Annotated in this window: 15 protein-coding genes; 6 read left to right on the forward strand and 9 right to left on the reverse strand. The window is 63.5% G+C overall.

Annotated features, from left to right (window positions below; all coding sequences use genetic code 11):
* Positions 1-172 precede the first annotated feature (172 nt).
* From GGD62_RS09495 to GGD62_RS09505, 3 genes are read left to right on the forward strand one after another with little or no spacing between them, the layout of a single operon-like run.
* Positions 173-556, forward strand: coding sequence for an Hsp20/alpha crystallin family protein (locus tag GGD62_RS09495; protein ID WP_018320688.1), 384 nt, complete (start codon positions 173-175; stop codon positions 554-556).
* A gap of 8 nt (positions 557-564) precedes the next feature.
* Complete coding sequence (gene lon / locus GGD62_RS09500) at positions 565-2,946, forward strand: endopeptidase La (RefSeq protein WP_183708161.1); 2,382 nt, start codon at positions 565-567, stop codon at positions 2,944-2,946.
* Between the two features lie 5 nt (positions 2,947-2,951).
* Complete coding sequence (locus tag GGD62_RS09505) at positions 2,952-3,107, forward strand: hypothetical protein (RefSeq protein ID WP_177237443.1); 156 nt, start codon at positions 2,952-2,954, stop codon at positions 3,105-3,107.
* Between the two features lie 72 nt (positions 3,108-3,179).
* Here the strand turns inward: GGD62_RS09505 and GGD62_RS09510 are convergent, their stop codons facing one another.
* From GGD62_RS09510 to GGD62_RS09520, 3 genes are all read right to left on the reverse strand, one after another.
* Positions 3,180-3,482, reverse strand: a complete 303-nt coding sequence (locus GGD62_RS09510) for an HU family DNA-binding protein (RefSeq protein WP_018320691.1) — start codon at positions 3,480-3,482, stop codon at positions 3,180-3,182.
* Positions 3,483-3,838: 356 nt separating this feature from the next.
* Complete coding sequence (locus GGD62_RS09515; protein ID WP_183708163.1) at positions 3,839-5,071, reverse strand: acetyl-CoA C-acetyltransferase; 1,233 nt, start codon at positions 5,069-5,071, stop codon at positions 3,839-3,841.
* A 255-nt stretch (positions 5,072-5,326) separates the two neighbouring features.
* On the reverse strand, positions 5,327-6,790 hold the full coding sequence (locus GGD62_RS09520) for a GH1 family beta-glucosidase (protein WP_183708164.1): 1,464 nt from the start codon (positions 6,788-6,790) through the stop codon (positions 5,327-5,329).
* A 204-nt stretch (positions 6,791-6,994) separates the two neighbouring features.
* Here GGD62_RS09520 and GGD62_RS09525 point away from each other — a divergent pair, with 204 nt between their 5' ends.
* On the forward strand, positions 6,995-7,834 hold the full coding sequence (locus tag GGD62_RS09525; RefSeq protein WP_183708166.1) for a VOC family protein: 840 nt from the start codon (positions 6,995-6,997) through the stop codon (positions 7,832-7,834).
* A 29-nt stretch (positions 7,835-7,863) separates the two neighbouring features.
* On the forward strand, positions 7,864-8,280 hold the full coding sequence (locus tag GGD62_RS09530; protein WP_245283294.1) for a putative quinol monooxygenase: 417 nt from the start codon (positions 7,864-7,866) through the stop codon (positions 8,278-8,280).
* 64 nt (positions 8,281-8,344) lie between these two features.
* Here the strand turns inward: GGD62_RS09530 and GGD62_RS09535 are convergent, their stop codons facing one another.
* The 3 genes from GGD62_RS09535 to GGD62_RS09545 form a co-directional block, all read right to left on the reverse strand.
* Complete coding sequence (locus tag GGD62_RS09535; protein WP_183708168.1) at positions 8,345-11,170, reverse strand: winged helix-turn-helix domain-containing protein; 2,826 nt, start codon at positions 11,168-11,170, stop codon at positions 8,345-8,347.
* Between the two features lie 528 nt (positions 11,171-11,698).
* On the reverse strand, positions 11,699-12,085 hold the full coding sequence (locus GGD62_RS09540; protein WP_312009931.1) for a helix-turn-helix domain-containing protein: 387 nt from the start codon (positions 12,083-12,085) through the stop codon (positions 11,699-11,701).
* A gap of 339 nt (positions 12,086-12,424) precedes the next feature.
* A complete protein-coding gene (locus GGD62_RS09545; RefSeq protein ID WP_183708170.1) occupies positions 12,425-13,378 on the reverse strand; it encodes a LysR family transcriptional regulator in 954 nt (317 codons plus the stop codon).
* A gap of 81 nt (positions 13,379-13,459) precedes the next feature.
* Between GGD62_RS09545 and GGD62_RS09550 the strand changes: the two genes are divergently transcribed.
* Complete coding sequence (locus tag GGD62_RS09550; protein ID WP_183708172.1) at positions 13,460-14,035, forward strand: nuclear transport factor 2 family protein; 576 nt, start codon at positions 13,460-13,462, stop codon at positions 14,033-14,035.
* Positions 14,036-14,102: 67 nt separating this feature from the next.
* On the opposite strand, the gene GGD62_RS09555 is transcribed toward GGD62_RS09550, so the two are convergent.
* From GGD62_RS09555 to GGD62_RS09565, 3 genes are all read right to left on the reverse strand, one after another.
* Positions 14,103-14,510 (reverse strand): hypothetical protein, encoded by a 408-nt coding sequence (locus GGD62_RS09555; RefSeq protein ID WP_018320701.1) that lies wholly within the window; start codon positions 14,508-14,510, stop codon positions 14,103-14,105.
* 347 nt (positions 14,511-14,857) lie between these two features.
* The gene (locus GGD62_RS09560) at positions 14,858-15,220 is read right to left on the reverse strand and encodes a hypothetical protein (RefSeq protein WP_092261803.1); all 363 of its coding nucleotides are present in this window, start codon (positions 15,218-15,220) and stop codon (positions 14,858-14,860) included.
* A 111-nt stretch (positions 15,221-15,331) separates the two neighbouring features.
* Positions 15,332-17,803 (reverse strand): TonB-dependent receptor, encoded by a 2,472-nt coding sequence (locus GGD62_RS09565; RefSeq protein WP_183708174.1) that lies wholly within the window; start codon positions 17,801-17,803, stop codon positions 15,332-15,334.
* Positions 17,804-17,869: the final 66 nt, after the last annotated feature.

The raw sequence follows: 17,869 nt of genomic DNA on the forward strand, positions 1-17,869 counted from the left end.
CCCGCTCCATGACAGAACGCCGCGGCCAAAGCCGCGGCGTTTGCATTTTGGGCCAAAGCCGCGGCGTTTGCTTTTGCGATCGCACGACGGCGCATGGCACGTCAGCGCCACTGCACTGGATTTCCCGGGAACCAGCCCCATATGCAGGCTTTCCCACCCCTGAGCCCGCATCATGCAACCCAAAAATCCCCTCGACTGGATGCTGTCCGAAGCCCTGGACCAGCTGACGCGCGCCGACCGGCTGCGCCAGCAGTTCGGCCGCCAGGAAGCCTGCTGGGAGCCGCCGATCGACGTGCTCGAAACCGAGCATGAGCTGCTGATCCTGGTCGCGCTTCCCGGCGTCAATCCGGACAATGTCGAGACGGTGATTCACGACGGCGTGCTCGTCGTCTCCGGCCAGCGCACGCTTCCGCCGGAGCTTCGCAACGCCCGCATCCACCGGCTCGAGCTGCCGCAGGGGCGTTTTGAGCGCCGCATTGCATTGCCCCTCGGCCGCTACGCCATCAGCCGCTTCGTGATGGACGGCTGCGTCGCGCTACGCCTCGCCAAATCCTGAGGTCGATCATGGCCACCGAACAGATGAACAACGAACAGACCAATAACGACGTGAAGATCCCCGAAGACGCGCTGATCATCGTCGCCGTACGCGACATGGTGCTGTTTCCCGGCGCGATCGGGCCGATCGCGATCGCGCGACCGAAATCGATCGCGGCGGCGCAACAAGCGCTGCGCGAGCAGCGGCCTATCGGCATCGTCCTGCAGCGCAATCCCGAAGTCGACGATCCCACGCCGGACGACCTCTACCGGGTCGCGACCATCGCCAACATCGTGCGCTACATCACCGCGCCCGACGGCACCCATCACATCGTCTGCCAGGGCGTGCAGCGTGCGCGCATCCTCGACTTCCTGCCGGGGACGCCGTTCCCGGCCGCGCGCATCCAGCAGATTCCGGAGCCGACCACGACGTCGCCGGAGATCGAGGCGCGCGCGCTGAACCTGCAGCGCCAGGCGATCGAGGCGATCGAGCTGCTGCCGCAGGCGCCGCCCGAGCTCGCCGCGATGTTCCAGGGCACCACCGCGCCCGGCGCGCTGGCGGATCTGGCGACCTCGTTCATGGACATCAAGCCCCAGGACAAGCAGGAGGTGCTGGAGACCATCGACCTCGCCTTGCGCGTCGAGAAGGTGTCCAAGCATCTGGCCGAGCGGCTGGAGGTGCTGCGCATCAGCAACGAAATCGGTCAGAAGACCCGCGCCAGCTTCGACGAGCGGCAGCGCGAGGCGATCCTGCGCGAGCAGATGGCGACCATCCAGCGCCAGCTCGGCGAAGGCGATGGCAAGGCGGCCGAGGTCGCCGAGCTGACGTCTGCCATCGCCAAGGCCAACATGCCGCCGGAGGCGGACGCGCACGCCAGGAAGGAGCTGCGCCGCTACGAGCGCATGCCGGAGGCCGCCGGCGAAGCCGGCATGGTCCGCACCTATCTCGACTGGCTGATCGAGCTGCCCTGGGCGCTGCCCGCGGAGAAGCCGATCGACATCAAGGAAGCGCGAGCCATCCTCGACGCTGATCACTTCGGCCTGGACAAGATCAAAGGCCGGATCATCGAATATCTGGCGGTGCGCAAGCTCGCCCCGCAGGGCAAGGCGCCGATCCTGTGCTTCGTCGGTCCGCCCGGCGTCGGCAAGACCTCGCTCGGCCAGTCCATCGCACGCGCGATGGATCGCCCCTTCGTGCGCGTCAGCCTTGGCGGCGTGCATGACGAAGCCGAGATCCGCGGTCACCGGCGCACCTATATCGGCGCGCTGCCCGGCAACATCATCCAGGGCATCAAGAAGGCTGGCAGCCGGAACTGCGTCATGATGCTGGACGAGATCGACAAGATGGGCCGTGGCGTGCAGGGCGATCCGTCAGCCGCCATGCTGGAGGTGCTCGACCCCGAGCAGAACGGGACGTTCCGGGACAATTACCTGGGCGTGCCCTTCGACCTGTCGCGCGTGGTGTTCATCGCGACCGCCAACATGCTGGACCAGATCCCGGGTCCGCTGCTGGATCGCATGGAGCTGATCAGCCTCGCCGGCTACACCGAAGAGGAGAAGCTGGAGATCGCGAAGCGCTATCTGGTACGGCGTCAGCTCGAGGCCAACGGCTTGACCGCCGAGCAGGCCGAGATCGAGCCGGAGGCGCTGAAGCTGGTGGTCAAGGGCTACACCCGCGAGGCCGGCGTGCGTAACCTCGAGCGCGAGATCGGCAAGCTGTTCCGGCATGCCGCGGTGCAGGTCGCCGAGGGCACCGCCGTGAAGATCGTGGTGGGAGCGAAGGACATCGCCACCGTGCTCGGCCAGCCGCGCTTCGAAGGCGAGATCGCGCAGCGCACCAGCATTCCGGGCGTGGCCACCGGCCTTGCCTGGACGCCTGTTGGCGGCGACATCCTGTTCATCGAGGCTTCGCGAGTGCCCGGCCGGGGCGGCATGATCCTGACCGGCCAGCTCGGTGAGGTCATGCGCGAGAGCGTGCAGGCTGCGCTGACGCTGGTGAAGAGCAAGGCCACGCAGCTCGGCATCGATCAGTCGGTGTTCGAGAAGAGCGACATCCACGTTCACGTTCCGGCGGGCGCAACCCCGAAGGACGGACCGAGTGCGGGCGTTGCGATGTTCACGGCGCTGACCTCCCTGCTCACCAACCGCACGGTGCGCAGCGACACCGCGATGACCGGCGAGATCTCGCTACGCGGCCTGGTGCTGCCGGTCGGCGGGATCAAGGAGAAGGTGGTGGCGGCCGCGGCGGCGGGCCTGAAGCGGGTGATGCTGCCGGCGCGCAACAAGCGGGACTATGACGACATCCCGAAGAGCGCGCGGGACAACCTCGAATTCATCTGGCTGGAGCGCGTCGACGAAGCCATCGCCGCGGCGCTCGAGCCGGCCGAGGTCAAGGTCGAAGCGGCGGAGTGACTGCGATGAAGAAACTGCTGGAGAAAGCGAAGAGATCGCGGACGACACAGCGGCTGCGCCAGTTGCTCGATCGCGCGATCGACCGGGTTCGCGATGGGCTGGCGCCGGCCGGGCGGCAGCTTCAACCCATTCCGGTCCGGGTGAAGCGCCGCAAGGGTTGAGCCCTCCGTCTCAGGCCCTCGCGGCTGCCCCAATCAAAAGGCCCCCTCCGACCCGAGGGGGCCTTTGCGTTGTTAGCCCACGGCGTCCTTGGCCGCCTTGACCGGGCGGGCGCGGACGATCTTGCGGGCCGGCTTGGCCTTGAACATCATCTCTTCACCCGTGAACGGGTTGGTGCCCTTGCGCGCCTTGGTCGCGGGCTTCTTGATGACCACGAACTTGGCGAAGCCCGGCACCAGGAACAGGCCGTTCTTCTTGAGCTCCTTGTGACCGACGTCGGTCAGCGTCTCCATGACGTTCTTGACGTCGCGCTTGGAAAGCTCGGTGGCGGTCGCAATCTTTTCGATCAACTGCGATTTGGACATTTGGGTTGGCATCGTGTCTCCTCTGATTCGTTGCCGGTTGCATATTAGACCAACCGGCGAAGGCCTATAGCCTTCTGCACAGTTTTGTCGCGGTTTTACGGGCTTTTTTGGCCCTCAGCGGCAAAAAACCCTGCTTTTTAGCTACTTCCGGAGCGGGAGAAGCCTCGGGCAGCGGATTTTACCTTGTTTCAAAGGCCCGCACGCAACCTTGCTAAAGCTGATTCGCCGCTTTCGACAAGCGACGAGGTGCCTCTTTGTGCGCGGAGGAGCGCGTTTCGCCCTAGAAAATAAGGCTAGATCGTCGCGTTGGGACGTCTCACCCGCTCCCTCACCCTATTCCCACAGGGGCGCGGCGAGCTTCGCTCGCGCTAGATGCGCTCGATGATGATGGCCGGCGCCATGCCGCCAGCGGCGCACATGGTGACGAGACCACGCTTGAGGTCGCGCCGTTCGAGCTCGTCGAGCACGGTGCCGATCAGGATCGAGCCGGTGGCGCCGATGGGATGGCCGAGCGCGATCGAGCCGCCATTGACGTTGACCCTGGCGCGATCGAGCTTGAGGTCGCGGATATATTTTTCCGCAACCACCGCAAACGCCTCGTTGATCTCGAACAGGTCGATGTCGTCGACGGTCAACCCCGCCTTCGCCAGCACCTTGCGCGTGGCCGGCACCGGCGCATTCAGCATCAGGGTCGGCGAGTCCCCCATATTGGCCATCGCGACGACACGGGCGCGGGCTTTAAGGCCATGCGCTTTGGCGTAAGCGGGCGAGGCCAACAGGATCGCGGCGGCGCCGTCGACGACACCGGACGAGTTGCCGGCGTGGTGCACGAAGTCGATCTTCAGGTCCGGATATTGCTGCAGGATCAGGCCGCGATAGGTCGTGCCCTTGTCGTCGAGCGCATAGTCGGCGATCGCCGGGAAGGCCGGCTTCAAGCTGCCGAGGCCCTCCATCGTGGTCTGCGGCCGCGGATATTCCTCGTGGTCGAGCGCCAGACTGCCGTCTTCGCGATGGACGGGCACGAGGCTCTTGTCGAAGTGGCCGTTCGCCATGGCATACGCTGCGCGCTTCTGGCTCTCCAGTCCGAGCGCGTCGACATCCCTTCGCGTGATGCCTTCGAGCGTCGCAATCGCATCCGCGCAGACGCCCTGATGCGATTGCGGATGCCGCGCGCGCAGGCGCAGATTGCCGCCGTCCATCATCATCGGGCCGCCGCCGCGGCGTCCTTCCATCGACATCATCTCGCAGCCGCCGGCGATGACGAGGTCTTCCGCGCCCGCCATGATCGAGGATGCCGCCATGTTGACGCTGGTGATGCCGCTTCCACAGAACCGGTCGAGCGTCACGGCGCTGGCGCGCACGTCATAGCCGGCATCGAGCGCCGACATCCGCCCGAGATCGCCGCTTTGCGTTGCGACCTGCGCGCTGCAGCCCCACACGATGTCGTCGACATCCGCGGTGTTGATGCCGGTCCGATCCGCGAGCGCGCGCAGCACGGTGGCGCCGAGCTGCTGCGGATGAATGCCCGAAAGCGCGCCCTTGCCGGCCTTGCCGACGCCGCGCGGGGTCCGGCAGGCATCGATGATCAGCGCGTCAGCCATTGGCGTTGTCCTCTTGTTGTGGGTTGTTGCGGATGGTTTTGAATCAGGGGGAGAAGGGAGTCAATGCGCGGCTGCTGCACTCTTTCTCCCCGTTCTTACGGGGTCGGGACAAGCTACGCTCGCCCTGAGAGGGTTGGGGTGAGGGGCTGCCTCGGCAAGAACGGTGACAGACGGACTCGCGGAGGCTCCCCCTCACCCGGATTTTCCGCTCCGCGTAAAATCCGGCCTCTCCCCGCGCGGGGAGAGGCGAAGACATCACGCCCCCGCCGCGTTCTTCGCGATCACGTTGCGATAGAAGCTGGCGCTGAGTTTCGGCGTGCGGACCTGGGTGTCGAAATTGACGTGGTACAGCCCGAAACGCTTGTTGAGGCCGTACACCCACTCGAAATTGTCCATCAGGCTCCAGAGGAAATAGCCGCGCACGGGCACGCCCTCGGCGGTGGCGCGCTGGAGCTGGGCGAGATAGTTGCGCAGATACATGATGCGGTCGGTGTCGTAGATCTTGCCGTCCGGCGTGACGACGTCGTCGCCGGAGGCGCCGTTCTCGCTGATATAGATCGCATCCGTCTTCCAGATCTTTGCCGCCAGCTTCGGCACCCAATAGAGCGTCTCCGGCCCGACGCGCAGCCAGTCCGAGTTCATGTGCGGGAACGATTTCGGGATCGGCAGCGGCATGAAGCCCGCGCCCTGGTCGGACGCCACCACATAGTTCTGCGGCGCGTAGATGTTGAGGCCGAGGAAATCGACCGGAGAGGAGATGATCTTCAACTCCGCATCGGTATATTTCGGCGCGTTGGGGCCGGCGAATTTCAGGAAGGCGTCGGTGTAGCGGCCCGTCATGATGACGTTGAGATAGCCGGCATTCATCTCGCGCAGTGCGATCTCGGCGGCACGCACGTTCTCCGGCGTGTCGATCGCGGGCGCGCAGGCATCGATGTTCTCGGCCGGCCCCACTCTGGTGCCGCGGCGGCCATGGGCGCGCACCGCCTGCACCGCGATCCCGTGCGCGAGCGCGCTGTTGTGCCTGATCTGGTTGACCTCGGCTTGCGGCAGCGTCACGCCCGGCGCATCGATGCCGATGCCGTAACCGAAATAGACGAAGCGGCCGCTCTCGTTCAGCGTGAACACGTTTTTGACGCGATCGGTCAGATGCTCGGCGACGTAGGCGGCGTAGTCGCCGAAGATCTTGCAGGTTTCCGTCGAGCGCCAGCCGCCGAAACGATCCTGCAGCGATTGCGGCAGGTCCCAATGATAGAGCGTCAGCCACGGCTCGATGCCGTTCTTCAAGAGCTCGTCGATGAGCCGGTTGTAGAAGTCGAGCCCCTTCGGATTGGGCTTGCCGTCGCCGTCCGGAAACAGCCGCGGCCAGGCCACCGAGAAACGATAGGCCTTGCAGCCGAGCGCCTTGATGAGCGCGATATCCTCCTTGTAGCGGTGATAGTGCTCATTGGCGCGGTCACCATTGGTGCCGTCCTCGATCTTGCCGGGGATGCGCACGAACTTGTCCCAGATCGAGGCCCCTCGCCCGTCCTCGTTGACCGCGCCCTCGACTTGATAGGACGAGGTCGCCGTGCCCCAGACAAAGCCCGCCGGGAAACCGCTGCCGCTGCGCGGCGGCGATGCCGGCCTGGCGTCGGCTGCCTCCAGAGGATTTGCCATTCCGGCCGCGGACAATCCCGCCAGCTTGGCAAACTGGCGACGCGAGACCTTGTCCGACATGGTAATGCTGCTCCAAGGGTGATGCTGATGCTGCGGCACAATGGCGCGTCGCAGGCGGTTTGAGAAGCCGTGGGGTCGGGATTTGCGGATGCAGAATTGTGGCACACCGACCCACGACAGAATTTACTTCAATTAACCTGCAAAACCCTCCGTTCTCCAGCAAGTTTTACGTCGCGCATGTCGGTTAAGCGATGGAGACGGAAGATGAGCGAAGAGACAGACTTTGAGACGACCGGCATTGGACGCCGGGAAGTTCTCCTTACGGCAGGGGCCATGCTGGCAGGAATGGCGGCAACCAACCCGGCGGCTGCAAATGCCCAAGGCGCTCCGCGCCCCGCTTCGGTTGCTCGCGATTCCGCGCCACTCGGCGCGCGGCTGCAAGGCGTTCAGCATTTCGGCGTGACCGTGCAAAACATGAATCGCGCCTTCGAGTTCTACACCGAAGTGCTCGGCGGCACCGAGATTTTCCGCGACGGAGATTTCCAGGGTGAACCGATCCACAACACGCTTTTGACCGATCAGGAAATCGAAGCGCGCGAACGCCATGTCAACCCGCGCACGATCGGGGTTCCCGATCTCAGGGGAGGCACACAACGCTTGGACGTACGCTTCGTCCAGTTCGACAACGTCGTGATCGAGCTTCTGCAGTATCGCGACGCTGGCCAGCCATCGGGCAGCGGCGACAGCTTCGCAGAAGCGCGCGACCACATGAGCCCGGCGTTTCCGCGCTCCATGCACATCTGCTTCTATGTGAGGGATGACGTCGACTTCAACAAGTTCATCCACGACCTGGAGGCAGAATCGGCGCGCCGCGGCATGACCCAGGTGCGGGCCAATCGTGTGATCACCGTGACATCAGAGCAGCAGCGCCGCGCCGCCCCGATGGAGGCGAACACCAATCGCATCACGCAGGGCCTCTCGGAAGGCTGGGAGCTGATTTATTGCAAGGGCCCAGAGGGAGAGCAGCTCGAGTTCGTCAAGGCTCTGGGTCCAGTGAAGAAGCGCTTCAGCGACGCGCTCGCCGCCCGCCAGCAGCGGGGCTAGAGCAATTATCGCAGAGAAGGACGATCTCCATGATGTCACGGAAACGAATGATCCTGGCCCTCGTCGCCACAGCTTCACTGGCCGGCGCAGCATCAGCCACCGCTCAGGAACGCGACGGCGTTCGCTATCGTACCATTCCCGATGGCGCCTATTCGGTCGTCGCCGAAGTCCGCGCCAAACCGGGCAAGGAACGCGCGCTTCGAGAGGCAACGCTGCCGCTTGTCGCGCTTGTCCGAAGCGATCCCAAGAACCTGGTCTACTTCTTCCAGGAGGACCGCGAGACACCAGGACGCTTCATCTTCTATGAGATCTTCGCAAGCCGCGACGACTTCGAGGCCCACAATGCCATGCCCTACGTCCAGCAGTGGTTCGGCCGGCTCCCCGAGCTCGCCGAGGGGGGCGTCGTGGTCAGGCGGCTGGAGATACTCGGCCACAACGGAGGTTGAAGTCGCGCCTCGCCGTCGCAGCGAGCCCGCGGCGAGCGCTTGAACCTGATTGCTGAATTTACCTTCAGGACAAGCGGGCAATCTGCCGCCGGGCGATCGACCCCGCTGCGGGCTCGTCAAGAATCTCGCGTGCCCGGTCAAGTCCGGGCACACACTCTCGATCGCCGAGACGCCCCAACAGCTCCTTGAGCACGGCGTGCGCGACTTCCGCCCGTCCGGCCATCAACTCCAGTTCGGCGAGACCGACACTGGCATCGCATTCATGGAAATAGATACCTTGAGCGCGCGTCAACTCGATCGCGCCCCTGAACAGGCTCCTTGCGGCGCTCAGATCGCCCTGCCGATTCCGCGCCATCAGGATCCTTGCGAGGACGGGGTGATGCCGTCCAATGAGTCGGCCGTCCCGATCACCGAGACATTGTGTCATTGCCTGCTTTGCCGCAGCCTCCGCCCCATCCAGATCGCCCAGCCTGCGTCGCGTATCCGCGAGCTCAACCCAAAGGGTCGGATGAAGCGTCCCTGTCTTCAGGATGAATCTGTCCTGCAGATTGTGAGTCAGGCTGCGTTCTGCCGCTTCCAGGTCACGGGCTTCCTCGCGGATCAGAAGAGCCTGAAAGACATCGACCAGAACGCGCCATGGACGATAGAGGCTGGACACAGCTTCGAGCTTCCGCAGATAGAGTCTGACACGTTGAAAATCGCCAGATGCAAGATGAGCCCAGATAGCTCCCTGCGCGAGCACGAAGTACAGGGTCGTCACGTGGCCCTGGCTTTCCGCTTGGCTGACGGTAGATGCCAGCAGAGACCGCGCCTGATCGGGATAACCCAAATAGAACTTCGTAAGCCCGAGCCCGACCTTGCAGGAGATGATCGAGTCGATGCCGCCGAAATAGAGCGAAACTCTCCGGGGAATCGCCGATCGGTCATTCAAGAACGCCTCGAATTTCTGGTGCGCCAGCGTCATATCGGAGGCCTCAAAGGCCTGGAAGGCGGACCAGCGCAGGAGAAGCCTCGACATCACGGCATCGTTCGATCTCCTGCATACCGCCGCGAACGCATCGATGTAGGGCGAGGCGGGACGCCTGGTCAGGAGCATGTTCTGGATGATGCCGTAGAGCGCCCGCATCTCCAGGAGATCGTCGCGCGCGATTTGTGCTGCGCGCCAGGCGTGCTCGTAGAGGCTCGCACCCTCAAGACCCGGTACATAGACCTGCGCCGCCGCGAGCGCGACCAGCACGCGAGATCTCACGGCGGGTCCGACATCGGGACTGCTGTCGGCAAAGCGCAACGCCAGCTCCAGATGAGGAACGCCTTGCGCGAGTGAGGTGAACTCGAGCCATAGACGTTCGGCTGCAAGAACCAGCGCTATTCCGAGGCCGGGCTTGACGGAAAACGCCCAATCGAGAGCGACGCGAACCTCGTCGATGTAACCACGCAGCTGTGCACTGTCCGCGACGGAATCGCAGGCATCCCAATCCCTCCGCTCCAGCATGTCGAGGAAATAGCGCGCATGGCGCTCGTGCACCCGTTCCCGATCGTCTGCCGCGTCCGATGCCCGAGTGGCGTAGGCCCGGGTGGTCTCCAGCAAGCGATATTCCAGCGGCGCGGCCCGATGATCGAGGCTCAGAAACGACTTGCTCGCTAATGCGGCAACCGCTTCGCGGACACCTCCCATGTCCAGATCGTCATCGCCTGCAACCGCAATTGCAGCACCGAGGGTGAAAGGCCCGGCAAAAATGGAGAGGCGCCCGAGCGCCACCCGCTCCCTTTTGGGAAGAAGATTGTAGCTCCAGTCGATCGTTGCGGCGAGCGAGCGATGACGCGGAATTGCGGTCCGACGATCCACCCAGAGCAGGGAGAATCGTTCGTCGAGCCCGCGACGAACCTCTTCGATGCCGAGGACGTCGACCATCGACGCCGCGAGTTCGATCGCCAGGGGCATACCGTCGAGACGCCGGCAAACATCCGCGATCGCGGCCGCGACGGTATCATCGATCGCGAAGTTCGGCGTTCTCCGGCAGACGGTTCGCGTGAACAATTCTGCCGATGAATAATCCTGTACGTTTCCGGCTGTCACCGGAACAGACGACGGCGGGGTTTCGAGCGGATCGAGACGCCAGACAAGTTCGCCTTCGATCCGCAGGGTTTCGCGGGTCGTCACCAGAATATGGACGTCGCGGGTGCCGCTGAGCACGCTTTCAACGAGGAGCGCGACGCTCTCGGTGACATGCTCGCAGGAATCCAGGACAAGCAACAGACGCCGGCCATGAAGGGCAAGCAGGACCTGATCGAGACTTGCAGCCATCTGAACCGGCAGATCAAGCGCGCCGGTGACGGCCGCATAGATCTGACTTCCGTCAGTGATACGGTCGAGCTCGACAAGGCAGACTCCGTCGCAATAGGATTTCTCCAGCTCGCTCGCCACGGCAAGCGCGACGGTCGTCTTGCCGATGCCGCCGGGCCCAAGGATGGTGACGAGCCGGTCGTTCTGCAGAAGCTCGCTGATGTCGCCGATCACCGCAGCGCGGCCGATCGGCGCATGCATCGCGCCGGGCGCGCGCGATCGGCGCTTCGATGGGTGATAGACGCCGACGTCTCCGACGAAGCGGTAGCCGAAGGACGCCTCTGCGCGGATCAGGTCTCCGTATTCAAGCAGAGCCTTTCTCAGGCCGGAGATCTGAACCTTCAGGTTGTCCTCGGTCACGGTTCGCCCGGGCCATGCGCGATCGTAGAGCACGGCCCTTGAAACGAGCTCACCCGGAGCTTCCAGCAAGGCGCCCAGAATCGCGGCCGCGCGCGAGCCGAGCCTGACGTGAGTCTCACCGTGCAACAGCAAGCGTCTGGCCAAGCTGAAACGAAACGGTCCAAACGTGATTTCCGGACCCGCCATCGCCTGCCCAGCCCTCAGCGCCCTGATGATCGATCGGTCGGCAGCTCAGCGAAGGCACCGAGCGAGCGCTGACCTTCCGGCGGCAGCAACCCAACAACGTGTCGTGGGCGCAGAGAACGATTGATCCGAACCCTGGGAACCAGGATCGGAGGACATTCGGATCGAAGTAGGATCATCGGTTCTGGCCAGTGCTCAGCCGGTACGAATAAACGGAGCTATCAGTCACTGGAGCGAAATTCTTCTTTATTGGCACGAATTAGGTCGCGCGATTTGTCGCAGACGCGAGACCTTGTCCGACATTGATGCTGCTCCCGAGATAATTGCTGCGGCCGCACAATGACGGGCGGCGAGCGGTTTGAGAAGCGAGGTTTCAGTAGCAGAATGCGGAATTGCGGTGTCAAACCCGTCTAACGACCGGACACCTGCAATTGGGCTTCGCAGCCAAAAGCGCGTGGCCACATCCAGTATCGATATGATTGAAGAAGCACGGAAAGGCCCACCCCGATCTACAGGCCGGCGCGTTCCGCGTCATGCAGCGTCCAGCGCCTTCAACTCGTCAGCCGCAGCGATGATCGCGCTCCGAATCTTGACGAAATATTCCGCATCGATCCGCGACGCCAGCCAGTCCAGCTCGCCCGTATGGCCGTGCTCATTCACCTTGCGGATCACGCCTTCGCTGATCAGCACGTTGAGGCAGCGCCGGACGTTCGAGCGCGGGAGCCCGAGATATTTGGAAACGTCGGAGGCCGTACGCGGCGGAGCGCCGAGCTCGTCGCTCACGCGAATCATCATCGCAACCAGCAGTTCTTCAAACACCGCGCCGAGGTGCTTGCGAGGATAGCCGCTGCGCATCGCCACGAAGCACGTCACCAACAACCTGCCGACAATCGCCGATTGCTTCTCGCGCTTCGTCACTGCTGCATCTGAATTGTTTGGGATTTCTCCGGCCATTTTCGCCACCATTGTCTTCGCTCGCGATTGTGTTTAGCTGGCGCATGCTTCGGCCGCAAATGAAGCTGTGTTAAGCTGGAGCACATCGCTCATGCGTAGGCATCTCGGACAGACTTTCGCGAACGAGACGGTCTTTGCGATTATTGTGACCTGTTTCGGGCTTTTGCCGGTCGCCATATTGCTGGTTGCTCTCTTCGTTAGGTAAACCTCCAACCTTGCTCTTCGGTAAGGCGTGGATCGGCAGACGCAATAGCGTCACTTTTCAGCGTCGAATGAAGACCTTTGGGCTTCGGAGGGGCGGCTTTAGGGCCGACCTGCTCCGATTGCGCCGACCACGACCTGCATGAGCCACGCGATGCCGGCATCTCGCATCGCCGCTTTGGTTGCGATCGCGCGGATCGCATCCGGTTTACGCGCAAAAGGCAGCTCGACGAACACCAAGCCGAAACGGCCGGCGTGGTGCTCCACCAATCTTCGCGGCAATGCTGCGATCAGATCAGATCCTGAAAGCTGGACGAGCGCCATCATGAAATTCGGGACAGTCAAGGCGATGCGGCGCTCGAGGCCGCGCTTGGCCAACATCTGATCGACGAAACCGCGCGCTTCACCACTGAGAGACACCAGCAGATGCTGTGATTGCGAGAATCCAGCACGGGTTGGCGCTTTTGCGAGGGGATGCCCCTTGCGCATGGCCAGGACAAAATCCTCGTCGTAGAGCCTGCGCGCCTCGAATCGCGGCGATACCGTCGGGAGCGGCAGCATTGCGACATCGAGCTCGCGTCTTTCGAGCATATCGAGGCTTTGGTGCCAGGGCTCCCCGATCGCGCCGCCGCGTGGCGCAGGCATCAGGTGGATCAGGGCGAGGTCGATATGGGGGGCCGCAGTCGCGATCGATCGCAGGAGCTGCACGGATGTCGAGACCAGTACGGCATCGGGGGCGCCAATCGTGAACCGGCGGCGGCTCTTCGCGGGGTCGAACGGTGCAGCCGAGCCGATCAGCTGTTCGATCCGCGCGATGATCTCGGTCACGGGCTCCTCGAGCTCCAAGGCCCGCGCCGTTGGAACGACGCCCTTTGGTGTCCGCAGAAACAGCGGGTCGTTCAGCAGGAGACGGAGCCGGCCAAGCGCATGGCTGACAGCCGACGGCGTCAGGTTCAGCCGGCCTGCAGCACGCGCGACATGACGTTCTTCCAGAACAACGCGGAAGAGCACGAGGAGATTCAGATCGATTCTGGATAGATCAATTTGGTTCAGCATGATGCTGAAATCATATCGCTGGATTCATCAAGTTCAAGGTCTCATGGATGGGTCGTTCGTCGTTCGACCAGGAGACGTGAAATGACCCAGAGACCGCCCGGCGTGAACAATTGGCCGGACCGGCAGGAGAAGATGTCGCGGCGCTCGATGATGGCCGCCACGGCTGCAATTCCGCTGTCCGTTCAGCTTTCAGCAGATGAGGCCGTCGCAAACGACGCGATAGCCAGCCTCGTCGAACGTGCCCGCGCGAAAAATGCCGCCTTCATGCGTGGCGACATGGATCGCTGGCTCCAACTCGTCCGCATCGCGCCGGATTTCACGTTGATGCAGCCCTTCGGCGGGCCTGCCAGTCGCGGATTCGACGCAAGCCCCAGACGCCTGGCCGACCTGTCGCGATACTTCAGGGAAGGCGAAACCGAGCTCGATGTCTTGCAAACCTATGCATCGGACGCGCTCGTCGTTCTCGTCATGATCGAACACCAGCGGGCCGAAGTGGGCGGATTGCCGGCTCAAGACTGGTCGCTGCGCGTGACCGAGGTCTACCGCAAGGATGGCACGGATTGGCAACTCGTGCACCGTCATGCCGATCCGCTGGTCCGAAGCATCACCTTGCAACAAGCCGCGATACTCGCCCGGGGCTGGCCGGAGGAAAAATGATATCCCTCACCTCGCTGGAGCGGCCTGCCAGCTGGCTCGTGACATCACGCGTCGCGATAGAGAATTTTCAGCGCGAGCGCTTCGGCAGCTTTGGCAGCTTGTCGGGATTGAATGCCGGGAACTGCTCGGTTCGTTCATCTGCCGGCGGCTGCTGTTCGGTCAGAATGAGCGTGCCCTGGAGGATCATTCCGGGCACCTGTTGGGCCGTCGCGGTGTAAGTCGCGATCTTGCCGGGGCAGTTTCCCTCGATGTCCAGGGTGAGCTCGTCTTCCACGCCGAAGACCGTCGCACGCCCGTCGGTATGACGCTTCGTTGATACGGTGGCGGTGAAGCGATCTCCGTCGACCCGGCACGAGCCGTGATAAGTCATCAGGCTGTCACGGCCCCAGATCTGCCCGTCTGCGACATGGACGATCCCGGTGCCCTGGTCGATCGGCGTCTTGTACCACGCCGCATATGTGCCGTCCTTCAGCATGGGAGCAGTCTCCCTTGGCCATTCCCGCACGATCATCCGCATGATTAGCGCTAAGGAACCGTTAATCGCGCGGCCCGTGCCAATCCGGCCTGTCCTTGCGCAGCTCGGCTTCGAGCTCCTCGACGATGCCGTGAAGCAGACACGCGGCAAGCGGATCCGTCACCTCCCGCTCCAAGCGCCGATAACGCGCGATCCGGCACTCCTGCTCTCTCAATTGGCGCTCTGTCATCACACGGGCCCTCCGACGAACTGACGCGGAGATAGCCAGGCAGTTGCATTAAAATTTTCAGATCATTTGACATGGTTTCCGGTTGGTAAAGACGACACCGCGCGGAGCTTCGGCTGCTCTAGGAGACCAGACGAAGCCAGACATCTCTGCTTGCCAGCGTGCCATTCGGCGTGGCGATCTCCATGTCCACGACGTGTAGAGAGCCGGGCTCGTCTCCATAGATGTACCTGAGGTGCCACATGGGACCCAGGTCCGGCGAAATGACAAAATCGTCCAATCCGTCGGTGATATCGCGAACGGCCTCGCGATGCGTCAAAGGCGCAGAAAACATCGCATCGATCAGGTCGGCGAGGCTCATGCCCTCGACGAGCATAAGTCGCGCGACCTCGTCACCGTAGACGTGCCGAAGTGCTGAAACGATAGCAGCGACGGCATCCGGATTCTTCAACGCCACAGCAAAGCGAGCCTCCGAGCCCATCATGCCGGAGGCGGGATATTCTGCAAGCTCAGCGAGCGGAACAAGAGGCGCTGGCTCCGGCCGCGGCACTCGGAGCCGATGCTTCGCCGCTGGCCTTGGATACGGCACCCGCGCCTAGAAGGTCACCCGCATCCCCGCGTAGAACGCACGGGGCCTCGCCGGGCTCAGCGAGCGCGGGTCGGTAAACTCGGCGCCGCCGTTGGTGAAGTTGGGCAAGGCCTCGCGGTCGAAGAACTGTCCGTAGGTCGCGTAGCGCTTGTCGAAGATGTTGTCGATCTTGCCATAGAGCTGGATGTTCTTCGTCACCTGGTAGGAGGTGTGGAGATTGAACACGGTATAGGACGGCAGCTTCGCGAACTGGTTCGATTCGTCGCCGACCAGGTATTGGCTGGAGACGAACAGCGCGTTGCCGCCGACCTTCCAGACGTCGGTCACGGCATAGTCGATGCCGACCTTGATGCGGTGGCGCGGGATCGCGGGAAGCTGGTTGCCGGGTGAGACCCGGATGGTCTCGGTGGCCGGATCGGCAAACGGGCTTTCGGAGCCCAGCTCGAGCGGATCGAGGAAGCGCGCGTCGACGAACGCATAGCTCGCCTGGAACTGGAGCGTGGGCGACTTGATGTTGACTTCGGCCTCGAGGCCCTGCCGCCTGGTACGGCCGACATTGGAGAAATAGCCGAAGCCGGTCCGTCCGACCGCGGGTATCGCGACGATGTCGTCGTTATTGGTGGCGCGGAATCCGCCGATCTTCCAGCCGAGCGTGCCGATGTTCAGCTCCTTGGAGCCGCGCAGGCCGGCTTCGACGGTCCTGGACACGACCTGCTTGAGCGGCGGATCGGAGACCAGAAACGCCGCAATGAGGCAGGGCCGAGCTGGATCGGAGCAACCGAGCTCGAGTGGCGTCGGCACGCGGTTGGCCTCGGAATAGCCGGCATAGGCGGTCAGCCCCGGCGTGATCCTGTAAGTGCCCCCGATCACCGGATTGAAGCGGGTGAAGGTATGATCGCCGTTGAGATCGGTTCCGAGCTGATCCTCCAGCGTGATGCGCGCCACGTTGAAACGGCCGCCGCCGGTGATGGCGAAGGCGTCCGTGACGTTGAACGTGTCCATCGCATACAGGCCGTTATATTGGTTGACGGTCCGCAGCGAGACCGGACCGGCAACCGGTTCCGGCTGGCCGGTCGGCCCCAGGAAGAGGCCGCTGCCGCTGACGACGTAGTTTTCTCCGATCGAGCCGATCTCGGCGGTGGCGTTGTAGCGCGTCACGCTGGCATCGTAAGTCGCGCCCATCACGAAGCGATTGTCATGCCCGAACAGTTGATCGGTGTTGGTGGCCTGCCCTGACACGCCGAAACTGGTCGAGCGGATCGTGCTCCGGTCGATCTCGCCGAGGATGGTCCCCAACGGATACGGATTGACGAGCTGCGCGCCGTTGGTGCCATTCGCCGGCGTCGTATCATCGCCGAAGCACAACAGCCCCAAGGCGGCGCATTCCTGCACGTCGGTCGGATTGCCGTCGACGAGCTTCTGCTCGTACCTGCGCACATGCGCGGTGCCTTCGAGCGTCCAGGTCGGCGTCGGATCGGCCTTTCCGGTCAGGTTGAGATAGCCGACGCGGTTGGAGGTGGTTTGCGGCGTGGTGTAGGTCGCGCCCCAATATTTGTCGAGCAGCTCGGCTGGAACGGTGGCGCTGGCGCCGAAATCGTTCTTGGCCACGCCCATATTGGCGTGGAATTCGCTGTCGCCGGCTTTGTAGCCGACGTCGCCGTAGAAGCGCCGCACGGTTGATTGCGAGAAATTGCGGAAGCCGTTGTCGCGCAGGCCTTCGAGCGCGGCATAGACGCCGTAGTTCTTGTCGACCTGCTTGCCCCATTGCGCCGAGCCCTGGACGCGGCCGAACGAGCCGCCCATCACGTCGATCTCGGCGCCCTGATAGGCGAAGCCGTCTTTCATTTGCAGGTTGATGGCGCCGCCCAGCGCGTTGAGACCGAAGGCGGGATTGTTGGTCACCAGCGTCACCGACCTGATGGCGGCGGTCGGGATCAGGTCCCAATTGACGGCGTCCGAGAAGGCTTCGTTGATGCGGACGCCGTTCTGGTACACAGCGAGGCCCTGCGGCGTGCCCGTCACGGGCGAAGCCACGAAGCCGCGGAATTCGACATCCGGCTGGAACGGATTGCCGGTGACCTCGGTGATGTTGACGCCGGCGATGTTGTCGCGCAGCGCGTCGGTGACGTTCAGCGAGCCGGTGCGCTTGATCTGGCTGGCATCGACGGCGTTGATCGCCGACGGGACCTTGTCGACATCGAGACCCCTGCCGGTGCCCGGCGCGGTCGGATAGACGTAGATGCGGGTCCGGGGACTGGCAGACGAGGCCGCTCCGATATGCGCGACCGGCCGCACCGGCGCAGTACGCCTCGCCACCGACGGCGGCGGCGCCGCCACTTCGACCGGCGGCAGATTCTGGACGTTGGTCTCCTCGTCCTGCGCGGCCCCGGCGGGGCTCGCCAAGACCACCCCGGACACCAGACCGGTCGACACCGAGGCCATCAACAAACGACGCTTGAACGAAAGAACCTTGCCCATCCCCGCCTTCCCATCCGTGACCACCGGCTGTTTTGATTTTCGCCGATTGGTCGGAACGAGTGTATT

The organism is Bradyrhizobium sp. ERR14 (assembly GCF_014198235.1).
Classification (GTDB): domain Bacteria; phylum Pseudomonadota; class Alphaproteobacteria; order Rhizobiales; family Xanthobacteraceae; genus Bradyrhizobium.

Bases quoted from the DNA above. Each gene is read 5' to 3' on its own strand.
- GGD62_RS09505 (WP_177237443.1), top strand. From the start codon at position 2,952: ATGAAGAAACTGCTGGAGAAAGCGAAGAGATCGCGGACGACACAGCGG.
- GGD62_RS09545 (WP_183708170.1), bottom strand. From the start codon at position 13,378: ATGCTGAACCAAATTGATCTATCCAGAATCGATCTGAATCTCCTCGTG.
- GGD62_RS09525 (WP_183708166.1), top strand. From the start codon at position 6,995: ATGAGCGAAGAGACAGACTTTGAGACGACCGGCATTGGACGCCGGGAA.
- GGD62_RS09560 (WP_092261803.1), bottom strand. From the start codon at position 15,220: ATGATGGGCTCGGAGGCTCGCTTTGCTGTGGCGTTGAAGAATCCGGAT.
- GGD62_RS09515 (WP_183708163.1), bottom strand. From the start codon at position 5,071: ATGGCTGACGCGCTGATCATCGATGCCTGCCGGACCCCGCGCGGCGTC.
- GGD62_RS09530 (WP_245283294.1), top strand. From the start codon at position 7,864: ATGATGTCACGGAAACGAATGATCCTGGCCCTCGTCGCCACAGCTTCA.
- GGD62_RS09520 (WP_183708164.1), bottom strand. From the start codon at position 6,790: ATGTCGGACAAGGTCTCGCGTCGCCAGTTTGCCAAGCTGGCGGGATTG.
- GGD62_RS09510 (WP_018320691.1), bottom strand. From the start codon at position 3,482: ATGCCAACCCAAATGTCCAAATCGCAGTTGATCGAAAAGATTGCGACC.
- GGD62_RS09565 (WP_183708174.1), bottom strand. From the start codon at position 17,803: ATGGGCAAGGTTCTTTCGTTCAAGCGTCGTTTGTTGATGGCCTCGGTG.
- GGD62_RS09550 (WP_183708172.1), top strand. From the start codon at position 13,460: ATGACCCAGAGACCGCCCGGCGTGAACAATTGGCCGGACCGGCAGGAG.
- GGD62_RS09495 (WP_018320688.1), top strand. From the start codon at position 173: ATGCAACCCAAAAATCCCCTCGACTGGATGCTGTCCGAAGCCCTGGAC.
- GGD62_RS09555 (WP_018320701.1), bottom strand. From the start codon at position 14,510: ATGCTGAAGGACGGCACATATGCGGCGTGGTACAAGACGCCGATCGAC.
- GGD62_RS09535 (WP_183708168.1), bottom strand. From the start codon at position 11,170: ATGGCGGGTCCGGAAATCACGTTTGGACCGTTTCGTTTCAGCTTGGCC.
- lon (WP_183708161.1), top strand. From the start codon at position 565: ATGGCCACCGAACAGATGAACAACGAACAGACCAATAACGACGTGAAG.